Source organism: Microbulbifer harenosus, from assembly GCF_005771435.1.
Lineage (GTDB): Bacteria > Pseudomonadota > Gammaproteobacteria > Pseudomonadales > Cellvibrionaceae > Microbulbifer > Microbulbifer harenosus.
In genome coordinates this window covers 118,121-139,727 of the sequence record NZ_VANI01000005.1, presented here as the reverse complement: position 1 = coordinate 139,727, position 21,607 = coordinate 118,121, and the positions used below count along the sequence as shown (strand labels likewise).

General features: G+C 59.5%; 14 protein-coding genes. 7 read left to right on the top strand and 7 right to left on the bottom strand.

Features of this window, described 5'->3' with window-relative positions; translation table 11 throughout:
* Nucleotides 1-2 precede the first annotated feature (2 nt).
* The gene (locus FDY93_RS05130) at nt 3-968 is read right to left on the bottom strand and encodes a DUF58 domain-containing protein (protein WP_138234676.1); all 966 of its coding nucleotides are present in this window, start codon (nt 966-968) and stop codon (nt 3-5) included.
* A 12-nt stretch (nt 969-980) separates the two neighbouring features.
* Nucleotides 981-1,940 carry an AAA family ATPase gene (locus FDY93_RS05125; protein WP_138234675.1) on the bottom strand — a complete coding sequence of 320 codons (960 nt, stop codon included), beginning with the start codon at nt 1,938-1,940 and terminating at the stop codon, nt 981-983.
* A gap of 276 nt (nt 1,941-2,216) precedes the next feature.
* Here FDY93_RS05125 and FDY93_RS05120 point away from each other — a divergent pair, with 276 nt between their 5' ends.
* Both FDY93_RS05120 and FDY93_RS05115 read left to right on the top strand, forming a co-directional pair.
* On the top strand, nt 2,217-7,103 hold the full coding sequence (locus tag FDY93_RS05120; RefSeq protein WP_138234807.1) for an NAD-glutamate dehydrogenase: 4,887 nt from the start codon (nt 2,217-2,219) through the stop codon (nt 7,101-7,103).
* Nucleotides 7,104-7,222: 119 nt separating this feature from the next.
* Nucleotides 7,223-8,263 carry a quinone-dependent dihydroorotate dehydrogenase gene (locus FDY93_RS05115; protein WP_138234674.1) on the top strand — a complete coding sequence of 347 codons (1,041 nt, stop codon included), beginning with the start codon at nt 7,223-7,225 and terminating at the stop codon, nt 8,261-8,263.
* 133 nt (nt 8,264-8,396) lie between these two features.
* Here FDY93_RS05115 and rmf read toward each other — a convergent pair whose 3' ends face one another.
* The gene (gene rmf / locus FDY93_RS05110; protein ID WP_138234673.1) at nt 8,397-8,600 is read right to left on the bottom strand and encodes a ribosome modulation factor; all 204 of its coding nucleotides are present in this window, start codon (nt 8,598-8,600) and stop codon (nt 8,397-8,399) included.
* 359 nt (nt 8,601-8,959) lie between these two features.
* Here rmf and rlmKL point away from each other — a divergent pair, with 359 nt between their 5' ends.
* Complete coding sequence (gene rlmKL, locus FDY93_RS05105; RefSeq protein WP_138234672.1) at nt 8,960-11,176, top strand: bifunctional 23S rRNA (guanine(2069)-N(7))-methyltransferase RlmK/23S rRNA (guanine(2445)-N(2))-methyltransferase RlmL; 2,217 nt, start codon at nt 8,960-8,962, stop codon at nt 11,174-11,176.
* A 22-nt stretch (nt 11,177-11,198) separates the two neighbouring features.
* Here rlmKL and FDY93_RS05100 read toward each other — a convergent pair whose 3' ends face one another.
* Both FDY93_RS05100 and FDY93_RS05095 read right to left on the bottom strand, forming a co-directional pair.
* Entirely contained in the window at nt 11,199-13,553 is a 2,355-nt protein-coding gene (locus tag FDY93_RS05100; RefSeq protein WP_138234671.1) for a bifunctional serine/threonine-protein kinase/formylglycine-generating enzyme family protein, read from the bottom strand.
* Between the two features lie 21 nt (nt 13,554-13,574).
* Nucleotides 13,575-14,573, bottom strand: a complete 999-nt coding sequence (locus FDY93_RS05095) for a PP2C family protein-serine/threonine phosphatase (RefSeq protein WP_138234670.1) — start codon at nt 14,571-14,573, stop codon at nt 13,575-13,577.
* A 289-nt stretch (nt 14,574-14,862) separates the two neighbouring features.
* Here FDY93_RS05095 and FDY93_RS05090 point away from each other — a divergent pair, with 289 nt between their 5' ends.
* A complete protein-coding gene (locus tag FDY93_RS05090; RefSeq protein WP_138234669.1) occupies nt 14,863-15,738 on the top strand; it encodes an FHA domain-containing protein in 876 nt (291 codons plus the stop codon).
* Nucleotides 15,739-15,740: 2 nt separating this feature from the next.
* Nucleotides 15,741-15,995, top strand: coding sequence for a glutaredoxin family protein (locus FDY93_RS05085; RefSeq protein ID WP_138234806.1), 255 nt, complete (start codon nt 15,741-15,743; stop codon nt 15,993-15,995).
* Between the two features lie 86 nt (nt 15,996-16,081).
* Here FDY93_RS05085 and FDY93_RS05080 read toward each other — a convergent pair whose 3' ends face one another.
* Complete coding sequence (locus tag FDY93_RS05080) at nt 16,082-18,106, bottom strand: transglycosylase SLT domain-containing protein (RefSeq protein ID WP_138234668.1); 2,025 nt, start codon at nt 18,104-18,106, stop codon at nt 16,082-16,084.
* Nucleotides 18,107-18,276: 170 nt separating this feature from the next.
* Between FDY93_RS05080 and FDY93_RS05075 the strand changes: the two genes are divergently transcribed.
* Nucleotides 18,277-20,181, top strand: a complete 1,905-nt coding sequence (locus FDY93_RS05075) for an ATP-binding cassette domain-containing protein (protein WP_138234667.1) — start codon at nt 18,277-18,279, stop codon at nt 20,179-20,181.
* A 63-nt stretch (nt 20,182-20,244) separates the two neighbouring features.
* Here the strand turns inward: FDY93_RS05075 and FDY93_RS05070 are convergent, their stop codons facing one another.
* A complete protein-coding gene (locus FDY93_RS05070; protein ID WP_138234666.1) occupies nt 20,245-20,694 on the bottom strand; it encodes a universal stress protein in 450 nt (149 codons plus the stop codon).
* Between the two features lie 210 nt (nt 20,695-20,904).
* Between FDY93_RS05070 and FDY93_RS05065 the strand changes: the two genes are divergently transcribed.
* Nucleotides 20,905-21,474, top strand: a complete 570-nt coding sequence (locus FDY93_RS05065) for a hypothetical protein (protein ID WP_181954058.1) — start codon at nt 20,905-20,907, stop codon at nt 21,472-21,474.
* Nucleotides 21,475-21,607 lie beyond the last annotated feature (133 nt).

Genomic DNA, 21,607 nt, shown 5'->3' with positions numbered 1-21,607 from the left:
GGTCACGCCGGCCTCCGGCCATTGGTCGCTGTGCGCTCACCGTAGCGGTTGAGTAGAACCGGGACCACGGGCTGGGTATTGTCGAAATCCAGCAGCGGCAAATGCAGACGGCGGCAGAGTTGCGCGGTTTGTTCGCGCGCCCGCGCCTGGTCCTGGGCAAACTGCTGGCGCAGCCCACGGCTGGATTTGCCAAGGAAGGTGCGCTGCCGGCCATCGCTGATGGTCAGCGCCTGATCAGGCAATTGCTGCTCAAGGGGATCGGTAATACGCAGTACCTGCATGTCGGCGTGGCGGGTGAGCAGATAGAGTGGTTGCTCGCAGCTTTCGTCGAGATCGTGGCAGTCGCTGATCAGAAACAGGGCGCTGCCGGGGCGGGCGATGCGACGGGCTTCTTCCAGCAGAACGCTGAGCCGCTGGCTGCCGCCGCTGGCGATCGGGCTCTGCAATGCGCAGGCGGTCTCGACCATGCCATGGATTGCGGCGAGCACGGCGTGGTGACTGCGGCGCGGGCGCACCGTGTCTACATCTCGGTCCGAAAACAGCAGGGCGCCGATGCGGTCGCCGTGTTGCAAGCCAGCCCAACACAGTGCCGAGGCGATACTGCAAGCAGCCACGGACTTGAACGCATTCTGGCTGCCGAAAAACATCGGCGAGCGCAGGTCCAGCAGGATCACCACCGGGCGCTCGCGCTCTTCCTGAAACAGTTTGGTGTGGGTCTTGCCTGTGCGTGCGGTTACGCGCCAGTCGATGGAGCGCACGTCGTCGCCGGGCTGGTAGTAACGTACTTCCTCAAAATTCATGCCGCGACCGCGATAGCGGGTCAGAAGATTGCCGGCCTGGTCGCTGCGATTAAGACGCGGCTTGAACAGGCGCAGCTGGCGGGCGATATGGCGCAATCGCACCAGCGGCGCCACTTCCGGGTAGGCGCCGCGCAGGTTCAGTTCGCTGTGGTTGATCGCTTTCTGCACTTCCTTCAGACCCTAGATCGCCGGTACCTGTTGCAGCAGGCGGCGTATGACCTGGTCGGCGTTGGCGCCGGCGGCTTCCGCTTCAAAACTCAGCAGCAAGCGATGGCGCAGCACGTCTGGTGCGATTGCCATCACATCGTCCGGGGTTACATAGTCGCGCCCGGCGAGCCAGGCATAGGCGCGCGCGCAGCGGTCCAGTGCGATGGTGGCACGGGGGCTGGCACCGAAATCGAGCCAGGAGGCTAGTTCCGCGTCGTAGCGTTGGGGCTCCCGGGTGGCGATAACCAGTTGCACGATATAGGTCTCCACCGCCTCCACCATTGTCAGGTCGAGGATCTCTTTGCGGGCGGCGAAGATGGTGTCCTGACTGACCACCGCTTTGGGATGGCTTTCCCCAAGGCTTGCCTCGGCACGGGCCAGTTGCAGAATTTTTCTCTCCGATTCCGCGTCGGGATACGAGAGATTGACCTGCATCAGAAAACGGTCGAGTTGGGCTTCTGGCAGTGGATAGGTGCCTTCCTGCTCAATGGGGTTCTGGGTGGCCATCACCAGAAAAAGACTGGGCAGCGCATAGGTTTTGCGACCCACACTGACTTGCCGCTCCGCCATGGCCTCCAGCAGCGCGGACTGCACCTTCGCCGGGGCGCGGTTGATTTCATCGGCGAGAATCAAATTATGGAATACGGGGCCGGGTTGGAAGTGGAACTCTCCGGTTTCCGGGCGGTAGATATCTGTGCCGGTAATATCCGCCGGCAAAAGATCCGGCGTGAACTGCACCCGGTGAAAGTCACCCTCGATGGCATCCGCCAGCGTCTTGATGGCTTTGGTCTTAGCAAGACCCGGTGCGCCTTCTACCAGAAGGTGTCCGTCGGCGAGCAATCCGATGAGAATCCGATTGACCAAAGTTGCCTGGCCAATAATCTGCTGTTCCAGCCATTCACCCAGAATTTTTATCTGCTCGCGTGTGTCCATATCGTCACTTCTTTTGCCAATTTCCTGTTTCAATACGCTGCCCGGGATGAGGGGCTAACTATCATTAGAGCATCTCTATATATAGCCACTTGTCCGGTTTTCGCGGGCCGGTTGATTTTAGCGGCGATGCGCTGCGAGGCAACCGCTATGCTCGCTTGGGCGACCTCAAGGCGGCAAAGTAGACAACAAAACTGACGTTTTGTTCTACGTTAATGCAGCAAATTTAGCATTCTTGCCCGCGATGGTGATCGCGGCGACGGGAGGAAGCACGTGAATATGGCGACGGTCATTACCGATAGCCGGGAAGAACTGCTGGCGCAGGTCAGCGGATTCATCCGCGAGAAGCTGGGGGACAAGGCAGAGCCGGTGACGGCCTTTGCGGAGCAGTTTCTGAACCAGTACCCGCTGGAGGACCTCTCCGGGCGGCGCCTGGTGGATGTATATGGATGCATCTATACCTGCTGGGACTTCATCCAACAGCGCGCCGCCGGCGAACCCAAGATCCGGGTGTTCAACCCGCGCCTTGAGGAGCAGGGCTGGGAATGTTCCCACACCGTGGTGTGTGTGCTGCAACGGGACATGCCGTTTCTGGTGGATTCGGTGCGCATGGAGATCAACCGTCGCAATACCGTCATCCACTCCATCAAAAGTACCGTGATGCGATTGCAACGGGGCGACGATGGCCGCCTGCACCAGCTTTTGCCTGTGGGGCGCAAGCTGGAAGACGAAGCCGCGGGCGATCCCGGCGTCTCCAGCGAGGCGCTGATTTACCTTGAAATCAACCTCGATACCTCTGCGTCCCATGCGTCGGATCTGGCCCGCGCCATTCGCGAGATCCTCGGCGATGTGGAACTGGTCGTGGACGACTATGTGCCTATGCTGGACACTTGTGCAGCCATGGAAGACCAGTTGCACGCCAGTGTTGCGGATAATGATGCCCATCTGGAAGAGGCCGCAGCTTTCCTGCAGTGGATGCGCGATGGCAACTTCACTTTCCTCGGTTATCGCGAGTACGAATTCAGTCAGGAGGGTGACAAGAAAATCCTGTGCGAGGTGGAAAATCGCCGCCTGGGGATTTTCAAGAACCTACAGCAGCCTGCGGAGCCGACACCGGAATACGCCTTCAACGAGGGCAAGCAGCGCTTCTACCAAGGGCCGAACTTTCTCACCTTTGCCAAGTCTTCGGTGAAATCCCGAGTGCATCGAGCGGCCTATTCGGACTACGTGAGTATCAAACGCTACGACGCCAATGGCGAGGTCATCGGTGAGTCCGCATTCATGGGGCTTTACACCTCGCCGGTGTACACCGAAAGCCCGGCGAAGATCCCTATCATCCGCCGCAAGCTGGCCTCAGTGATGGAACAGAGCGGCCTTGCGCCTCACAGTCACGACGGCAAGGCGCTGAAGCGGATTCTCGATACCTTTCCCCGGGACGAACTGTTTCAGAGCAGCACCAAAGAGCTGTTTGAAACCACCCTTGGGGTGCTGGCGATGAACGAGCGCGCGCGTCTGAAGCTGTTCATGCGCAAAGACCCCTTTGGCAAGTTCGTCTCCGCCATGGTGTATGTCCCGCGCGACCAGTTCAACAGCGAGGTGCGGGAGAAAATCAGCAACCGTATCGCCCGCTCGGTGCACGCGCTGGATTCCGATTTCACCACCTATTTTTCCGAGTCCATCCTCGCCCGCGTACATCTGGTATTCCGGGTCGACCCCAATGAGCCCGTAGAATTTGATGTAGCGCGACTGGAGGCGCAAATCGTGGATATTACCCGCAGTTGGGAAGATGTTTTCCAAAGAGCTCTGATTGAAACCCACGGTGAGGAAGAGGGCAGCCGACTGATCAGCACGTTTGGCCAGGCTTTCCCAGCGGGTTACCGCGAGGATTTCGAGCCGCGCATTGCCGTACAGGATGTGAACTTTATCCGCGAACTGAGTGGCGACAGCCGCGTCGCCATGAGCTTCTATCAGCCGATCGGCGCCGAGCCAGGCAGCCTGCGTTTCAAGGTGTTCAACCTGGGGAGCGGCCTGACGCTTTCTGATGTGATTCCGGTGTTGGAGAATCTCGGCCTGCGGGTAATGGGCGAATTCCCCTATACCATCCGCCCACAGGGGCAACAGGATGTGTGGATGCACGAATTCCATCTGGAATTCGGCCTGCCGACGCGCATCGATGCGCAGGCGTCCCGCGCCCTGTTCCAGGATGCATTTGCAGCGATCTGGGACGGCGTTGCCGAGAGCGATTCCTTTAATCGCCTGGTGCTGGCGGCGCGTCTCAACTGGCGCGAAGTTACTATGCTGCGCGCCTATGCTCGCTACCTGAAGCAGACCAAGTTCAGCGCGAGCCAGTCCTACATTGCCGCCACACTGGCGAACCATGTGGAAATCACCCGCAACCTGGTGGCGCTGTTCCGCGCCATGTTCGACCCGCGTATCAACAGCGCGGATCGCCAGGACCAGTCGCGGGTGGAGCGCCTGATCAAGAAGATCCACGAAGGTCTGGATGCCGTCGACAACCTGAACGAAGATCAGGTCATCCGCCGCTATCTGGATCTTATCCGCGCAACCCTGCGCACTAACTTCTTCCAGCTGGACGATCACGACCAACCGAAGGATTACATCTCCATTAAGTTCAGCCCGCGCAATATCCCGAATATTCCCGAGCCGCGCCCGGAGTTCGAAATCTTTGTTTACTCGCCGCAAGTGGAAGGCGTGCACCTGCGCGGCGGCAAGGTGGCCCGCGGCGGGTTGCGCTGGTCCGATCGCCTGGAGGATTTCCGTACCGAAGTGCTGGGTCTGGTGAAAGCGCAGGCAGTGAAGAATGCGGTTATCGTTCCCAGTGGCGCCAAGGGTGGTTTCGTGGTGCGTCGTCCGCCGGCAGATAACAGCCGCGAGGCGTTTATCGAAGCCGGCATCAAGTGCTACAAGACCTTCATTCGCGGCCTGTTGGACGTTACCGACAACCTGAAAGATGGTGAGGTAATTCCTCCGGAGCGCGTGATCCGCCGCGATGGGGACGATCCCTATCTGGTGGTCGCCGCGGACAAGGGCACCGCGACCTTCTCGGATATCGCCAACGGTATCGCCGCCGAGTACGACTTTTGGTTGGGGGACGCCTTCGCGTCCGGTGGCAGTAACGGCTACGACCACAAGAAAATGGGTATTACCGCGCGCGGCGCCTGGGTTTCCGTGCAGCGCCACTTCCGCGAAATGGGTATCAATGTCCAGGCGGAAAACTTTTCTGTGATTGGTATCGGCGATATGGCGGGCGACGTGTTCGGCAACGGCATGCTGCTTTCCGAACATATTTGCCTGAAAGGGGCTTTCAACCACCTGCACATTTTTGTCGACCCGACTCCGGATGCCACCAGCAGCTTTATCGAGCGCAAGCGTTTGTTTGAGCTGCCGCGTTCCAGCTGGGCGGACTACAACCGCAGTCTCATTTCCAAGGGGGGCGGTATTTTCGAGCGCCGCGCCAAGTCGGTAAAAATTACCCCGGAAATGCAGCAGGCGTTTGATATCAAGGAAGACCAGCTGACACCCAATGAGCTGATCAGTGCGATGCTGAAAGCACCGGTGGACCTGATCTGGAACGGGGGTATAGGTACATACGTTAAGGCGACCAGCGAGAGCAACGCGCAGGTGGGCGATAAGTCCAACGACAACCTGCGGGTCAATGGCAACCAGCTGCGCTGCAAGGTATTTGGTGAAGGCGGCAATCTGGGTATGACCCAGCGTGGACGCATCGAGTTCTCCCTGAACGGCGGTCGCTGTAACACCGACTTTATCGACAACGCCGGCGGTGTGGACTGTTCCGACCACGAAGTGAACATCAAGATCCTGCTGGACAAAGTGGTCGCCAATGGGGATCTCACCGACAAGCAGCGCAACCAGCTGCTCGGCGAAATGACCGAGTCGGTGGCGGAGCTGGTTCTGGACAACAACTACAACCAGACCCGCGCGCTGAGCGTGGCGGAATACCAGGTGGGCGATCGGTTCGACGAATATCGCCGCACCATCAACTCGCTGGAAGCGGAGGGCCGCCTCCGCCGTGCGCTTGAATTCATTCCAGACAACGATACCCTGAATGACCGCCAGAACAAGGGCCTGTATCTTACCCGCCCTGAACTCGCCGTACTGATCTCTTATGTAAAGGTGAAGCTGAAAGAGGAGCTCTTGCATGCGCGCATCATCGACAATGCGCGGGTGCAGGAGGCGGTCGAGTCCGCTTTTCCGCCGGCGCTGGTCGCGCGCTACAAAGGGCTGGTGTACGACCACCAGTTGCGCCGGGAAATTGTCTCCACCCAGGTGGCTAATGAACTGGTCAACAGTATGGGGATCACCTTCTATCACCGCATCAGCGGCGCGACCGGTGCGGATATCGACACCATCGCGGCAGCCTATATTAGTGCGCGAGATGTGTACCTGATGCCGGAGTTCCAGGAGGGCGTTGCGGCGCTGGATTACAAGGTGCCGGCGGAGCTGCAGATGCAGTTGATGAACTCCATGATCGGCCGTGTGCGCCGTGCGACCCGCTGGTTTGTGCGCAACCGCCGCGCTGACCTGGACCCGGCACAAGAGCGCGAACTGTTCCTGGAGCCCGTGCAGCGGGTTATCCGCGCCTTGCCGGAAGTGCTGAGCGGTGAACCGTTGCGTGAATGGCAGCGTCGCCATGACCAGTTCCTTGAGGCGGGTGTTCCGGACAACCTGGCGATGCTGGCTGCATCCCCCACCTACCTGTTCTCCGCACTGGGTATTTCCCAGTCGGCCCGTGCCAGTGACCGCCCGGTGGAAGAGGTGGCAAAAATTTACTTCGCGCTGGCCGACAAACTGGGGCTCTACTGGTTCGGCAACCAGATCATCGAACTGCCGGCGGAGAGCTTCTGGCAGTCGCAGGCGCGGGAGACCAGCATGGACGATCTCGACAGCCAGATCTCCAAGCTCGCCATTCACATCCTGCGCCTGGCCGGCGATGACGGGCTGGATATCGACAGTGCCGTCGCGCGCTGGGTGGATATCATGGCCCAGCCGATCCAGCGCTGGGAGAATCTGGTCAAGGAGCTGAAGTCCTCACCGCTGGGCGACTTCGCCATGTTCACCGTCGCCCTGCGCGAGCTGATGTACCTGGCCAACGCCACCGCCGATCAGGAATCCCTGACGGTCTAAACGTACCGCTATTTCCGGCCGGAAATTTCCGCCGGAAATCCGTACAATACGCGAGCCCGCCCACAGAGATCACTCCGTGGGTGGGCTCTCATCGTTTGGATTGCTATAAAAGGAAGCCCATGTACCAGCATCTGCGCAAAGCTCTGTTTGCGCTGGACCCGGAGCGGTCTCATCACCTTTCCCTCGATGCCATCGGTGCCGCCGAGCGCCTCGGGCTCATGTCGCTGTTTACCAAGCCGGTTCCGGACGACCCGGTGGAGCTGATGGGGTTGACCCTGCCAAATCCGGTAGGATTGGCCGCGGGCCTCGACAAGAATGCTCAGGCCTTTAACGGCCTTGGTGCGCTGGGGTTTGGCTTTGTGGAAGTGGGCACGGTCACGCCGCGGCCACAACCCGGCAACCCGCAGCCGCGCCTGTTCCGCCTTCCGGAGGCCGAGGCCATCATCAATCGCATGGGGTTCAACAACCTGGGCGTGGATTACCTGCTGGAACAGGTAAAGCGGCGTCGTTACTCCGGGGTCCTGGGAATCAACGTCGGCAAAAATTTCGATACCCCAGTGGAAAAGGCCGCGGATGATTACTGTCTGTGTATGGAGAAGGTGTATACCCACGCGGATTACATCACCGCGAATGTGTCGTCACCGAACACCAAGGGGCTGCGGGATCTGCAATTTGGTGACAGCCTGAGCCGGCTTTTGAGCGCGCTCAAGGAGAAGCAGCAGCAGTTGGCCTCACAGCACGGGCGCTATGTGCCACTGGCTGTGAAAATCGCCCCGGACATGGATAGTGACGCCATCGCCCAGGTGGCCAGAACCCTGCGCTCACATAACATCGACGGCGTTATTGCTACCAACACCACCATCGACAAATCGTCGGTTGCGCATCTTGAGCACGGCGCCGAAGAGGGTGGTTTGAGTGGTCGCCCGCTGACCGAGCGATCCACCGAAGTAGTCCGCACTTTATCAGCGGAACTCAAAGGTGAAATTCCTATCATCGGCGTTGGTGGGATTTTTGACGGTGAATCCGCCGCGGACAAGATCCGTGCGGGGGCTACCGCGGTGCAGATTTACTCGGGTTTCATCTACCGTGGACCAGAGGTGATTCGCGAGGCGGCTGCAGCCATCGCCGAGCTGCACAAGGGACGGGTGGTTTCCGGTTGAAGCACCTGTAACAATCCCGGGCAACCATTCTTTAGGCTGCCCGGGATTTTCAGTGGCGCTGGCCAAGGGTGTTTGCTGGCCAGTGATGTTTAAGGGTGTTTGAAAGCGGCTCTGAAAAATACCATGCGGCCAATTACATGTTGGCTAAGCGCTGAGCCTGCGCCGCACGCCCGAATCCACTCCAGTAATCCTGCCGACCCTGTCGCCATCCGTTTACCCATTCCTGATGCAAGGATCCGTTTTCGTGCGGACAACTGTCGTGGTTTCTGCCCTCCATGGCAGCAACGTAACCTTTGTGAAAAGCTCTATCGTTGGGATTACGTTTTTGGCGTTTCATAGATGCGATACCTCTGGCAATTTTTAGCGGTTTCTGACCTTCCTGGTCCGATTTCCCAATCTTGATTCCGAATCAAATTTTCCCCCTTTTACAGAATCCAGCTTATTGTGGAATCTGCCTTGCTAGAAGAGTTGCAGCCAACCTGAGGGGCGTGTACCGGTGCGACCCAACCTTTATAAAAACGGTATTTCCTAGACAAAAACGTACTAGCGACTCCGGTGGCCCGTGCATCGCGTCGTTATAGGGAGAATGCCATCCTGGTTTCCGGTATGCTTGCGGCCTGCCGAACGCGGATTGGCTAAAACACCGTGATTGTTATTGCCAGAATCCCCATCCACTGATTGACCGAGATCGAACCATTGACTGCTCAGTTTTCTTTCACCGCCACTTGCCCAAAAGGGCTCGAAAATCTGCTCGCCGACGAGCTTCGCACCCTCGGCGCCGAGGTGGAGCGGGAGCAGCCGGCTGCCGTGCGGTTTAACAGCGATCTGGCGATGGCGTACCGTATCTGCCTATGGAGCCGTCTCGCCAACCGTGTATTACTGAATCTGGGCTTGGCACGGGTCGCGGATGCGGAAGCGCTGTATCAGGCTGTCGTCGACATTCCCTGGGAGGAGCACATCAGCCCTACCGGTGTACTCTGGGTACAGTTTTCCGGCACTAACCGAGAAATCCGCAACAGCCAATTCGGTGGGCAGAAGGCGAAGGACGCCATTGTCGATCGCCTTCGCTCCGCCACCGGTGCGCGCCCGGATGTGGACAAGCGGGACCCCGATCTGACCGCTATGCTACGCCTGCACCGGGACAGCCTCGAAATTGCTATCGACCTGTGCGGCGACAGCCTGCACCGCAGAGGGTACCGCACTCACATTGGTGCCGCGCCGCTGAAAGAAAACCTCGCTGCTGCGCTGCTGATGCGTGCAGGCTGGCCGCAGATTGCCGGGCAGGGGGGCGCCTTGCTTGACCCCATGTGTGGCTCCGGCACTTTTCTGGTGGAGGGGGCGCTGATGGCCGCCGATGTGGCGCCAGGCATCATGCGCGAAGGATTCGCATTCGAGCGCTGGCTGAACCACCAAAATGACCTGTGGCTGCCATTACGTGAAGAGGCGCTGCAGCGACGCGCGGACGGCCTGGCGAGAACCCTGCCGGAAATTCGCGGCTACGATGCAGATGCCAAAGTGCTGTTTGCAGCGGAGTCGAATATTGCCCGCGCCGGTTTGGAGAAACATGTGCGCGTCAGCTGTCGACCGGTTGCTGCGTTCAAGGCGCCGAGCCACCGCGAAGTACAGCCGGGTCTGGTGATTACCAATCCGCCCTACGGCGAACGTCTCGGCGAGCAGGAGGCGCTGCGTGAAACCTACGCAGAACTGGGGCGTCAGCTGAAGCGGGAGTTCGGCGGCTGGAAGGCCGCCGTGTTCACCGGTAACCCGGAACTCTGTCACTCCATGGCGCTGCGATCGCACAAGCAGTACAAACTGTTCAACGGCAGTATCCCCAGCCAGTTGCTGTTGTTTGATGTCCATCAGCAGAGTGAAGGTGAGCAGGGTGGCGAGCAACATGGTGGAAAACCCCGCGCGCAACTCTCCGAAGAGGCGCAAATGGTGGCCAACCGGTTGCAGAAAAACCTGCGCACTACCGGCAAGTGGGCGCAGAAGAGTGGCATTAGCTGTTACCGTCTGTACGATGCGGACCTGCCGGAGTATTCGGCGGCAATTGATATTTATCGGTCGCTTGAAGGGCAGACATACGCCCACATTCAGGAGTATCGAGCGCCGGCAAGTATTTCCGAGGAAAAGGCGCGCCGCCGCCTGAGCGACCTGGTGCGTGCGACCCGGGAGGTGCTGGATCTGCCCGCGCGCCATGTGTCGATCAAGGAGCGCCGTCGCCACAGCCACAAGGAGAGCGGCAGCCAGTACCAAAAGCGCAACGAAACCAATGCGCGGAGGGAGTCCAACGCGGAATTCTGGGTTGACGAATACGGTGCGCAGCTGGAAATCAACCTGTGGGATTACCTGGATACCGGGCTGTTTCTGGATCACCGTCCGGTACGTCAATACTTGCGACAGATTGCCAACGGCAAAAAACTGCTCAACCTGTTCTGCTATACCGCCACTGCGACTGTGCAAGCGGCGCTCGGCGGTTGCCCGGAAAGCACCAGCGTTGATTTATCCAAAACATACCAGGCCTGGGCGCAGCGCAATTTTCGCCAGAACCGCCTGGACCCTTATCGCCACCAGCTCGTCGAGGCAGATTGCCTGCAGTGGCTACAGGCCGCGCAGCAGAACCGGCGCGGCCATTACGATGTGATTTTTCTCGACCCACCTACGTTTTCCAATTCGGCAAAAATGCAGGGCGTGCTCGATATTCAGCGGGACCATGTCGATTTGATCCGCCAGTGCATGGCGCTTCTGCGTCCAGGTGGCACCTTGCTGTTTTCCAACAACCTGCGCAGTTTCAAGATGGATGAGAAGTTGCTGGATGAGTTCGCGGTGGAAAATTTGTCGTCCAGACTGCTGGACAAGGATTTTCAGCGCAATCCGAAAATCCACAATGTGTGGGAAATTCAGGCGAAGTAACCCGAAACAGGATGGAGCTGGGTTACAGCTCCATCACGAGTCGGAAGCCCACTTCTTTTGAGCTGGCCTGCTCGCTGAGACCGGTGCGGTAGTCGGAGCTGATATTGCGCAGCGGCTCGCGCATAGAGCCGCCGCGTACAACGCGCAGCTCGCAGTTTTTCAGCTGTACAGGGCGCGCATCGCCGCGGTGATTGGTGAAGTCGCCGAGGAAACAGTCCTGTACCCATTCCCCCACATTGCCCGCGGTATCGTACAAGCCGAACTCGTTGGCCTTGTAGTTGCCCACCGGTGCCGTAGAGGTGGTGAACAGGGTGTTGAACTCACTGGCACAGCCGCGGCGGCAATTGGCTTTCCCTTTCGCACTACCGTCCCCCCACCAGAAGGGAGTGGTGGTACCGGCGCGCGCTGCATATTCCCATTCCGCCTCGCTGGCCAGTCGATATTTCTGACCACTCTCCTCGCTCAGCCAGCTGGCGTAGCGCTGTGCATCCTGCCAGCTGATATTCACTACCGGCCGTGTTCCCCGGCCCCAATTTTCATCACTGGGCAGGGCGCGCCCGCTGGCCTTGGCGAAGCGGTCGTAATCGTTGAACGTAATCTCTTGGGCGCCGATGGCATAGGGTTTATTGATGGATATCTTATGTTCGGGACTGGTGAACGGGCGCTGATTGTTACCCATGGTGAAGCTGCCGGGAGAGATTACGACCATCTCCGGTCCGCGACCACCGGACCGCAGTGGTGATTGAAAAGTCCTGCCGGGGAAGTATTTGCGCTCCAATTCAACCGCCAGATTGATATCGGCAGTACTGATCTCGATCCAGCGGCGCACGGTACTGTAGCCTGGCTTGCTTACCTCAATATCGTAGCGTCCCGGCTCCAAAGCGATGCCTGGTGTATATCTCGGAACGATGTTCATGATGCGAATACGCGCATCGTCCGGCTTGACGGAAACCAACAGCGAAAAGGTAGCGGGCGCTTGTTCGGACACCGGAGCACTGATGGGCTTGGGTTTGGACGCCGGAGCCGGAGTACTGTCAGCAATATTTTCTGTAGGCCCCCCCGGCTTGGTAATCGGCGGTGACGCGGAGATGGGTTCGCCTGTTTCCTCGCGCAACGCCGGTTGTATCAGATTCGCTGATGCCCCGGTCGCAGGTGAATCCTCTTGAATGGCCAGCGCTGTGTCGGCCGGTGAGTGCGCCACGCTTTCCGCTGATTCCGTCGCCGTGCGGGAGGTGGTTGTTGCGGACCACTGGGGATTTTTGCCCCAGATGATCAGCGTCACCACCGCGGCAGCGCTAATAACCATCGCCAGGCGCCAGGAGCGGCGCTTGCTGGGCGTGTTCTGCTGCAGCACCTGCTGGAAGCGCATGATGGTCTGCTGCTCCGCCCGGGGGTTCTGTTGGTGCAGTGGCTTGTCTCGCCAGCGTGCCCAGGCGGCACTGAGCCGGTCGCACAGGGTACCGTAGAGTGTCATTAACAGCGCCCGCAACAGGCTGGAAACACGCACGGAGGTGTTGTTGAGTTTGGTGGCATTGCCGGGGGGCTTACCTTCCAGCGCCGCCAGCAGCTGATCTATCGCATCCACTACATCCAGGCCACGCTGATAGCGCTGATCCGGATCTTTGGCGAGGAACCGGTCGATCAGGCCCTGGTACAGTGAGTGCCGGGCGGGCAAACGCGGTATCGGATCGGTCAGGTGTTTGATGGCGATGGCCACCGCTTCTTCCGCCTGATAGGGCACGGCACTGGTGAGCATCTCGTAGAGCACCACGCCAAGGCTGTAGAGGTCTGCGCGACCGTCTACGGCGGCACCGCGCGCCTGCTCCGGGCTCATATAGTGGGGGGTGCCCACCACCATACCGGTGCTGGTCATGCGTGTGGTGCGGGCCACAGCGCGGGCGACGCCGAAATCCGTAAGCACGGCGGAGCCGTCTTCACGGAACAGGATATTTTCCGGTTTCAGGTCCCGGTGCACGTAGCCCTTGTTGCTTGCGTGATCCAGCGCCATGGCAATCTGGCGAGTGATATGCAGGGCTTCCAGAGGTTCGATGGCGCCGCGGGTGAGGGCATCCGCTACCGAGCCACCGGGCAGGTAATCCATGGCGATATAGTTGAGGCTGCGATAGCGGCCGATATCGTGGATGGCAACGATATTGGGGTGGGAGAGCTGGCCAACGATATTGGCTTCCCGCTGAAAGCGCTCACTGAAAATTGGATCGGCGTTCAGTACAGGCGACATGACCTTGAGCGCCACCTGGCGACCCATGCTGCGCTGGGTGGCGAGGTAGACTGTGGACATGCCTCCCTGATTGATCTTCTTCAGGATCTGATAGCCGGGAATTTCCAGCGAGGCGACACCGCTGCTGACAACTTCCATTCGCGCCCGTCCCCAGTTCCGTTAACCGTTCAGCAGCTGCCAGGCTGCGTAAATACCCAGTGAAAAAATAATCGCAAGGGTGGCGATCCTGGCAACCAGTGTGCCGGGAGACGAAAACAATTGCCGGGATGCAAGTGGCTGGGGCAGTGTGCGGGAGTTCAGGTTTTCGTTGTTTGCCGTCGCTGAATCCGGCGAGTTGATGACTTGAACGGTGATGTTGTCGCGTCCACCGGCATCAAGCGCCGCCGCGACCAGCAGTTCGCTGGCGCGCTGGTTATCCGGTGTGTTTGCCAGGATCTGGCAGATTTCTTCCAGGCCGACATCGTTACTCAGGCCGTCACTGCACAGTAGCAATTTTTGTCCGGGGTTCCAGGCAAATGACGCGCGGTCGATCTCAAGTGTCGGATTTGCGGAGCCGCCGATACAGCGTGTGATCACGTGACGATTGGGGTGGCTCGCAGCCTCTTCCTGGTTGATGGCTCCCGAATCCACCAGCATCTGCACGTAGGAGTGATCTATGGTCAGCTGCTTGAGCGTGCCGTGAGGTGCTTTGGTGTTGCCTTGATTGCCGGCATCAGTGGCCGGCGGCGTCCACAGATAGGCGCGGCTGTCGCCGACCCAATAGATATGAAAGTAATTCCCGTCTTCGGCCACCACCACGGCGGTGGTTCCCATGGCGGTTGAGTTTGTCTCTTCCCCGGCGAGCAACGCATGAGCGCGGCGCAGGGCCTGTTCGTAGTGCCGATCGGTGGCGGAGGAGCGCTGGATTTCTTCCACCACGGTCTGGCTGGCAATCTCTCCGGCGTGGTGGCCGCCGAGGCCATCGGCCACGACCCAGATACCTCGGGACTCGTCGCCCCAGAAGGCATCCTCATTCTGCTCACGGCGATAGCCCGGGTGGGTTGCGCCGGCACTGCGCACCGTTGCGCGGGCGGCGGGGCGGCTTACCTCGCTGGCAGGTTCTTTACCACCGGTATTTCCGCTGGTACCGACGTTGGCATCTACCTTGGCTTCACTCACTGGTATACAACTACCTGTTACCTGTCGTTATTGTCGCAAGTGCAAAACCGCGCAAATCCTTGCGGCTTTCGACACTTCCATACTAGAGCCTGCCGGCATTGTAAGCTGCAAACCGATTCACAGGCCAATGAAATTGGCCGTGATAAACTTCCCGCAGCGGGGTTCTCAGATACCCGTAGTTGCGTCTCCGCCGACGCGCGATCTGTTGGTCGATAGATTCTTAATTGGTTCGCTAGCGGCCTTGGTTGAAAAATGTACGCCGTTCTACGCATTCGAGGAAGCCTGGACAATGCTGAAACTTTGTGATGTCAAAGATGCCAGTCAAAGTGTATGGCTGGTGGCACCCAAGGTCACAATCGGCCGGGGCAGCCAGTGTGATCTGACACTGACGGACGCTTCGGTAGCAAAACTCCACGCGGAGATTCTTGTCGATGGGGAAGAGCTGGAGCTGCGCAATCTGGCTGGAAACGGTCAGATATCCGTCAATGGAAAATTGATCGACGGCAGTTGCCGGCTGCATCGCAACGACCGGGTGCAACTGGGTGAGCGGAATCTCGCGGTGGTCGATCCGAAGATCACCCGGCTCAAGGCTGCTGGCACGAATGCGAATGTTTCCTGGGCGCTGCGCGCCAATCATCCCGCCATCGTCGGACGGGTATTCCCGGTGCGTGAGAGATCCGTGGTGGGGCGCTCGGATGAATGTGACCTGACCTTCGCAATGTCCCACTTGTCCCGTCGGCACGCGCGCCTCGAAGTACGCGAGGGGCTGCTGTTTGTGGTGGATCTGGGCTCTGCCAACGGCACTTTCCTCAATAATCAACGGATCACCGAATCCCGCGTGCGCCGCGGTGATGAGTTGCGCTTTGACAGTCTCAGTTTCAGCGTGGTGGGCCCCGCCGACGATATCGACAAAACCACGGTGCGGCAGGCCGTTCCGCTGCCGGAAGCGGCGCGTCAGAGCGCCGCGTTAGCGCAGGCCATTGACAGGGCGCGCACGCGCTCGACGACATCAGTGCCGCCGCACTCTGAGTTTCCGCCGGTCTCGTCTCTGGGCTCCAGCGACGTCACCGGTGTCCGGGGGTACGTTTGGATCTGGATTTGCACGCTGTTGGCGGCGGCCGCCGCCGGCGGCTATTTCTGGGCCCAAAGCCAGGGGATGATTTGAACGTGTCGCAACGCGCGCTGTTTTTTTATACCACCCTCGGCTGCAGCCTGTGTGAAAAGGCAAAGCCGGAGATCTGGCCGCTGCTGGAAAAGTTTGATCTGCGTCTGCAGCCGGTGGATATTGCCGATGACGAGGAGCTGACACGGCTCTTTGGCTGGAGTATTCCCGTGGTGGGGCTCGGCGAGGTCGAGGACGTCCTGTGCTGGCCATTTACCACCAGCGAACTGGCGTCCTGGCTTTCGGCCCGGCTGTCATGAGCGTTTATCCAACACGTTAAAAATGGGACGCTGGCAGCAGGGCGCACCGACGCTTTCCTGCGTATTCTCCGTGCGCCCAACACCCGCTACAGTCGGGATTCCGCCTCAGTTTTAGTCAGTAATGGCGCCTTGTCTCCGCTGCGATAGGCATAAATGACCGAGTACGAGAGTACGTTCTGCACGTACTTGCGGGTCTCGCTATAAGGAATGGTTTCAATCCACACGTCGAATGGCAGCTTCTTTCCTGTGTCTTTGAGCCAGCCTGCAACCCGTGTCGGCCCCGCATTGTAGGCCGCGGCGGCGAGAAACCGGTTGTTGTCGAAGCGGTTCAGCAGCGAGTTGAGGTAGTAGGCGCCGAGAGTGATATTCGTACTGGGGTTCAGCAGGTCCCAGCTGCGCCGGTAGGGCACCCCGGCCTTACGCGCGGTCGCGGCGGCGGTGGAGGGCAGGAGCTGCATCAGGCCCATGGCGCCGGCGTGGGATTTTGCATCATGGCTGAAATGGCTCTCCTGGCGCGCCACTGCCAGCACCAGATAGGAATCCAGTGCGGTCTTCTTGCCCATGTTACTTGCCACATCGCTGACGATATCGGTAAACGCCAGCGGGAAGCGCAGTTCGAGATCATCCAGGTAATTCGCGGCCAGAATCGACTGGATCGATTTGTGATACCAGCCCCAGGCGCTGGCGATTTTCCCTGCGGTCATCAACTCCTCAGGCGTCATTTTTTCCGTGGCGTAATCCCACTCCCTGCGCGCGTGGTAGAACTCGCCGATCGCCTGGAGCTCCCGCGCGCGCTGCATACCCGGGCGCGCAGCCACTTCGTCCACCTGCTTGGGGGTAATCGGCACCGGGCGGTCGACAAAGCTGTATTCACGCTGGAGGGTATCCGACGCGAGGAACCCGTAATAACTGCGCTCGGCGGCGGCCTTCTGCAGGAGCTTGTCGGCCTGGGCCCGTCGCGCGGGGTCATTTTTCGTATTCTGCTCGTTGATGGCCCTGGCTTTCCAGTAAAGCCAGCGGTCCAGATTCTGCTCGTCGGCGGGCAGGCGGTCGATCCAGAACTCCACCTGCGCCCAGTCCATTTCCCGCAGCGACTGGCGTATCAGCCACTCGGAGGTGCGCAGGTCAAAAAACCCGGGGCTGGATTTGATCAACGCTTTGAGGCCTTCCTGATCGTCCTGGCGGGCGAACTGCAATGCCAGGTAGCGCAGGAAATCGTCGCTTTCCTCCTCGGAAAAGAGATAGCTTGCGCTGTACCGCTGCCACGCGGACTCGGCCTTTTGCGCATTCTGCGTCGCCAGCCGGCGCAGGCCGATGGATACAATGTCGCGGTATTCCGGTTCTTTGCGGGTAAAACGGTCGTAATTCAGGATCAGTTCGGGCTTGCGGTAGACCTCGCGCATCAACTCCGCGCGGCGGGCACGGTCTTTGTCCAGCTTGCGGGCAATATAGCCGGCCAGATCCAGATTGCCGGCGCTGATGGAAAGCGCGTGGCGTTTCCAGGTGCGTTCCTGGGTGAGCCCACCGTCGGCAATCCAGCGGTTGAACGCCGGGTCACACTCTTTTGGTTGGGACGCGCCGACGGTCCAGAGCTCTTCGATCAGGGCGTAGGCTTCTTTTTTGTCGCCATAGCGCGACAAGGCATCGACGTAGTAACAGCGCAACTGAGTTCGGGTGATCCATTCCGGGCGGTAGTATCTCAGGTAATCGCGGAAGCGATCGCGCCCTCCCAACTCACGCAGTACGCGGATGCGCATCCAGTCGCCAACGGCAGTGCCGTCGTACTTCTCCAGAAACGCGTCGATGTCGTCATAGGGCAGGCGTGAGAGATTCTTACTGATGTTCCAGTAGTCGATGTAGGGCAGCAGCGGATAGTCTTTCAGCTCTTTCTTAAGTTGCTTCAGCCGGCGCTGGTCATTGTGGGCGATGGCCATACGGGCATCCTGCAGCTTCTGGCGCTGGGCAACAGCCGCTTCGGCCTCGCGGACCCCGCTGGATTGTGCCTTGCCAGCCGCAGATGCTTCTGCGCCCGCGAGCGGCGGCACAGCGGCGAGGCCGCCCACCAACAGATTGAAGAGGATAATGGCGAGTCCTTTACTGCCAATCGACATACTGAACACCCGATTGAGAAATCGCTTATTCGAAGGGCGCAGAATAAAGCGTAAAATGTCCGTTTTCACCTGGGTATCTCTGAAAATCTCTATGGTCGAGTGGTCTTTCGCGACCGCTGCTCGCGCCGTTGATTTGTTGAGATGCTCCAAAACCATTGTAGTGTTTATTTATGTTGCTTCAGTTGGATGGCGTTTGTTTACGCTATGGCGTGCAGGTACTGGCGGATCATGTGAGTGCCAAAATCGAGCGGGGAGACCGGATCTGCCTGGTGGGGCGCAACGGCGAGGGAAAATCCAGCCTGTTGCGCCTGATCGGCGGTCACGGAGATCCCGACGAGGGCGAGATCATCCGCCAGAGCGGTACCGTACTGGCCACGCTGGAACAGGCGCTGCCAGATGATTGCGACCACACGGTTTATCGATATGTGGCCGAAGGGCTCGGTGATGTGGGCGGTTGGCTGGCAGAGTACCGAGACAACCAGAATCCCGATCTGCAGGCGAAGATCGACAGTGCGCACGGCTGGGAGCTGCTCGCCCGAATCGACAGTGTGCTCGACCGCCTCGACCTGGATGAAAATGCCCGCGTCATGGATCTTTCCGGCGGCTGGCAGCGCCGTGCCGCACTTGCCCGTGCGCTGGTGACCGAACCGGATCTGCTGATTCTGGACGAGCCCACGAACCACCTGGATATTGCCGCGGTGGAATGGTTGGAAACCTTTCTCGCCACCTATCGCGGCGCGCTGCTGTTCGTGAGCCACGACCGCGCACTGGCCCAGCGACTGGCGACGTCGGTATGGGATCTCGATCGCGGCATTCTGCGGGTGTTCAATTGCCCCTTCGACCGCTACCAGCAGGAGAAAGAAAAGCAATTGGAGGAGGAGGCCCGCAACGACGCCCTGTTCGACAAAAAGCTGGCCCAGGAAGAGGCGTGGATCCGTCAGGGCATCAAGGCCCGCCGCACCCGCAACGAGGGCCGTGTGCGCGCTCTGCAGGCGCTGCGTCGCGAGCGTCAGGCCCGCCGCGAGCGCCAGGGCGTGGCGAAGATGTCGCTGGATGCGGGCGAGCGCTCCGGCAAGCTGGTGGCAGAACTGAAGGGAGTGAGTTTCGGCTTTGCCGATGAGCACGGCGATCTGGTTCCACTGATCCGCGATCTCGACTTCACGCTGATGCGCGGTGACAAGGTCGGATTGATCGGCCCCAATGGTGCCGGCAAGAGCACATTGATCCGCCTGTTACTCGGCGAGCTGGAAGCACAGGCCGGCAGCGTCCGCCTCGGCACCAAACTGCAAGTGGCTTATTTCGATCAGCGCCGGGATACGCTCGACCCGGATCAGACCGTGGTTGACAACATTGCCGAGGGGCGGGAAACCATTGAAGTGGGTGGCAGCAGCCGCCATGTGATGTCGTACCTGAGCGACTTCCTGTTCACCGGCCTCAAGGCCCGCACCAAGGTGGGTGCGCTGAGTGGTGGCGAGCGCAACCGCGCGCTGTTGGCGAAACTGTTCAGCCAGCCGGCAAATATCCTGGTGCTGGATGAGCCTACCAATGATCTGGATGTGGAAACCCTGGAGTTGCTCGAGCAGCTGCTATTGGATTTCCCCGGCACGGTACTGCTGGTCAGCCACGACCGGGCTTTTCTCGACAATGTGGTGGAGAGCTGTCTTGCATTCGAGGGCAATGGTCTGGTGCGGGAATACGTTGGTGGTTACCAGGATTTCGTGCGTCAGGGCGGGCGCTTTCTCAGCGCAGAGGAGCAGCTCAGGTCGCGCAAGCGGGAGCAGTCGTCAGGGTTGGCAGGGGAAAAACCCGCAACCGCGAAGACCGCGGATACGAGCGCGGTCGCGGCGCCCAAGAGCAAAAAACTCAGTTATAAGCTGCAGCGCGAACTGGACGCACTACCGGCGCAGATTGAGACCCTGGAAACGGAAATTGCCGCGCTGGAAGCCGAGATCGGGCAGCCGGATTTTTATCAGCAGGACAGCGAGCAGGTGCAGGCGCGGTTGCAAAAACTGACAGAGCTGCAGCAGGCGCTGGAAACGGCCTTTGAACGCTGGGCGGAACTCGACGGTATGTAGCCCCCGACGGATGTCAGCGGAGACTGCTGCTGGGGCGAAACGCCCCGGTAGCTATCTCGCGATTCAGTTGGAATCGCCGGGCGGATGCACCCGCACTGCCAACACATCGCATCCAGCGCCATGCAGCACGCCATTGGCGGTGGAGCCCAGTAACAGCGCGAGTCCGTGGCGACCGTGGCTGCCAATGACAATCAGATCACAATCGGTGTCCTCGGCCAGACGGTGAATTTCCGTAGCCGGCTGGCCGAGCACCACATGTTGCCGGTCGGCGGGAATATTCAGGCTGGCGGCGGCCCGTCGCAGCTGTTCTTTTGCCTGGTTCTGCAACTGTTCCTGCACTTCGGAGAGGTCCATCGGAATATCGCCGCCATAGGCAAACGTGAGCGGCTCAATGATGTGTGCCAGCCTCAGCTGCGCGTTGCTTACTGTGGCAATTTGCGCGGCGCGGTCCAGAACTTGAGAGGATTCTTCAGAGAGGTCCAGTCCTACCAGAATGTTTTTGTAGCCTGACATGCGGCCTCCGCGAATTGGTGAATTTCAGGCGCATCGAGGTGGATTGACGGAGCGCCCGGTTGCTTCATTGAGTCTACTTTAAAAAAACACGCTTGACACAGCGGTGGTCTTGCGGGGAAAAATGCGCGCCGGAAATGGGGTGTCCCGCCGCTATCAGGGGCGCGGAGACGGTGACCCAAGTTGTTTTTTGCCTTTCCACAGGGAGTGTTCATGTCCAGTTGGCTGCCAATCATCATCATCATCTTCGCTGTCACACTGGTGATCGGGCCGGTGATGTGGTTAAAGCCCAGCAGCCGTGACAAAAAACTGGCGGATTTACGCCAGCGCGCCGCCAGCTCCGGACTCAAGGTACAGATACAGCCGCTGCCGGAATCACAAGGGAAAGGCACTGCCGCGGTTTATTTCTCCCAGTGGCGAAACCCGCGTCGTCTGCAGAGCGGTTGGGGGCTGGAACTGCAACGGATGCCCCATGATCTGAATTTCGACGGCGTTTGGGACTGGCGCAACAAGCGCGAGGCCCCCGAGGTGGCCAAACCCTCTCTTAAAGAACTGGTTTCCATGCTGCCGGCGGATGCCACCGCGATTTTCGCGAACGACGCCGGTCTCGGCGTGCAGTGGCAGGAGCGCAGCGGTGACAGGGGGCTGGATGCCATCCTGCATGCGCTGAGCGCAATGCGCCCGGTAATAGAGGAAGCAATACGCCTGCCACAGCCCGGGGGTAACTCAGACGGAAAACCGCTCGATAGTGGTGAAAGCCCGGATTCGCGACGCAATTCCTGACGTGCCCGGTGTTTTTCTGAACTAATGTATCTAGCGGCCGTCCCCTGAGCAAAGTAAACGAAATAGGCGCGTGATGCCTTGTATCGCGTGAGAATACAGCAGGAGTCCACGGAGAACCATCTGCTGGATGGTG

What these genes read in the sequence shown, in the direction of transcription:
- FDY93_RS05125 (WP_138234675.1), bottom strand. Translation starts at nt 1,940, where the DNA reads ATGGACACACGCGAGCAGATAAAAATTCTGGGTGAATGGCTGGAACAG.
- FDY93_RS05120 (WP_138234807.1), top strand. Translation starts at nt 2,217, where the DNA reads ATGGCGACGGTCATTACCGATAGCCGGGAAGAACTGCTGGCGCAGGTC.
- FDY93_RS05115 (WP_138234674.1), top strand. Translation starts at nt 7,223, where the DNA reads ATGTACCAGCATCTGCGCAAAGCTCTGTTTGCGCTGGACCCGGAGCGG.
- rmf (WP_138234673.1), bottom strand. Translation starts at nt 8,600, where the DNA reads ATGAAACGCCAAAAACGTAATCCCAACGATAGAGCTTTTCACAAAGGT.
- FDY93_RS05100 (WP_138234671.1), bottom strand. Translation starts at nt 13,553, where the DNA reads ATGGAAGTTGTCAGCAGCGGTGTCGCCTCGCTGGAAATTCCCGGCTAT.
- FDY93_RS05090 (WP_138234669.1), top strand. Translation starts at nt 14,863, where the DNA reads ATGCTGAAACTTTGTGATGTCAAAGATGCCAGTCAAAGTGTATGGCTG.
- FDY93_RS05080 (WP_138234668.1), bottom strand. Translation starts at nt 18,106, where the DNA reads ATGTCGATTGGCAGTAAAGGACTCGCCATTATCCTCTTCAATCTGTTG.
- FDY93_RS05075 (WP_138234667.1), top strand. Translation starts at nt 18,277, where the DNA reads ATGTTGCTTCAGTTGGATGGCGTTTGTTTACGCTATGGCGTGCAGGTA.
- FDY93_RS05070 (WP_138234666.1), bottom strand. Translation starts at nt 20,694, where the DNA reads ATGTCAGGCTACAAAAACATTCTGGTAGGACTGGACCTCTCTGAAGAA.
- FDY93_RS05065 (WP_181954058.1), top strand. Translation starts at nt 20,905, where the DNA reads ATGTCCAGTTGGCTGCCAATCATCATCATCATCTTCGCTGTCACACTG.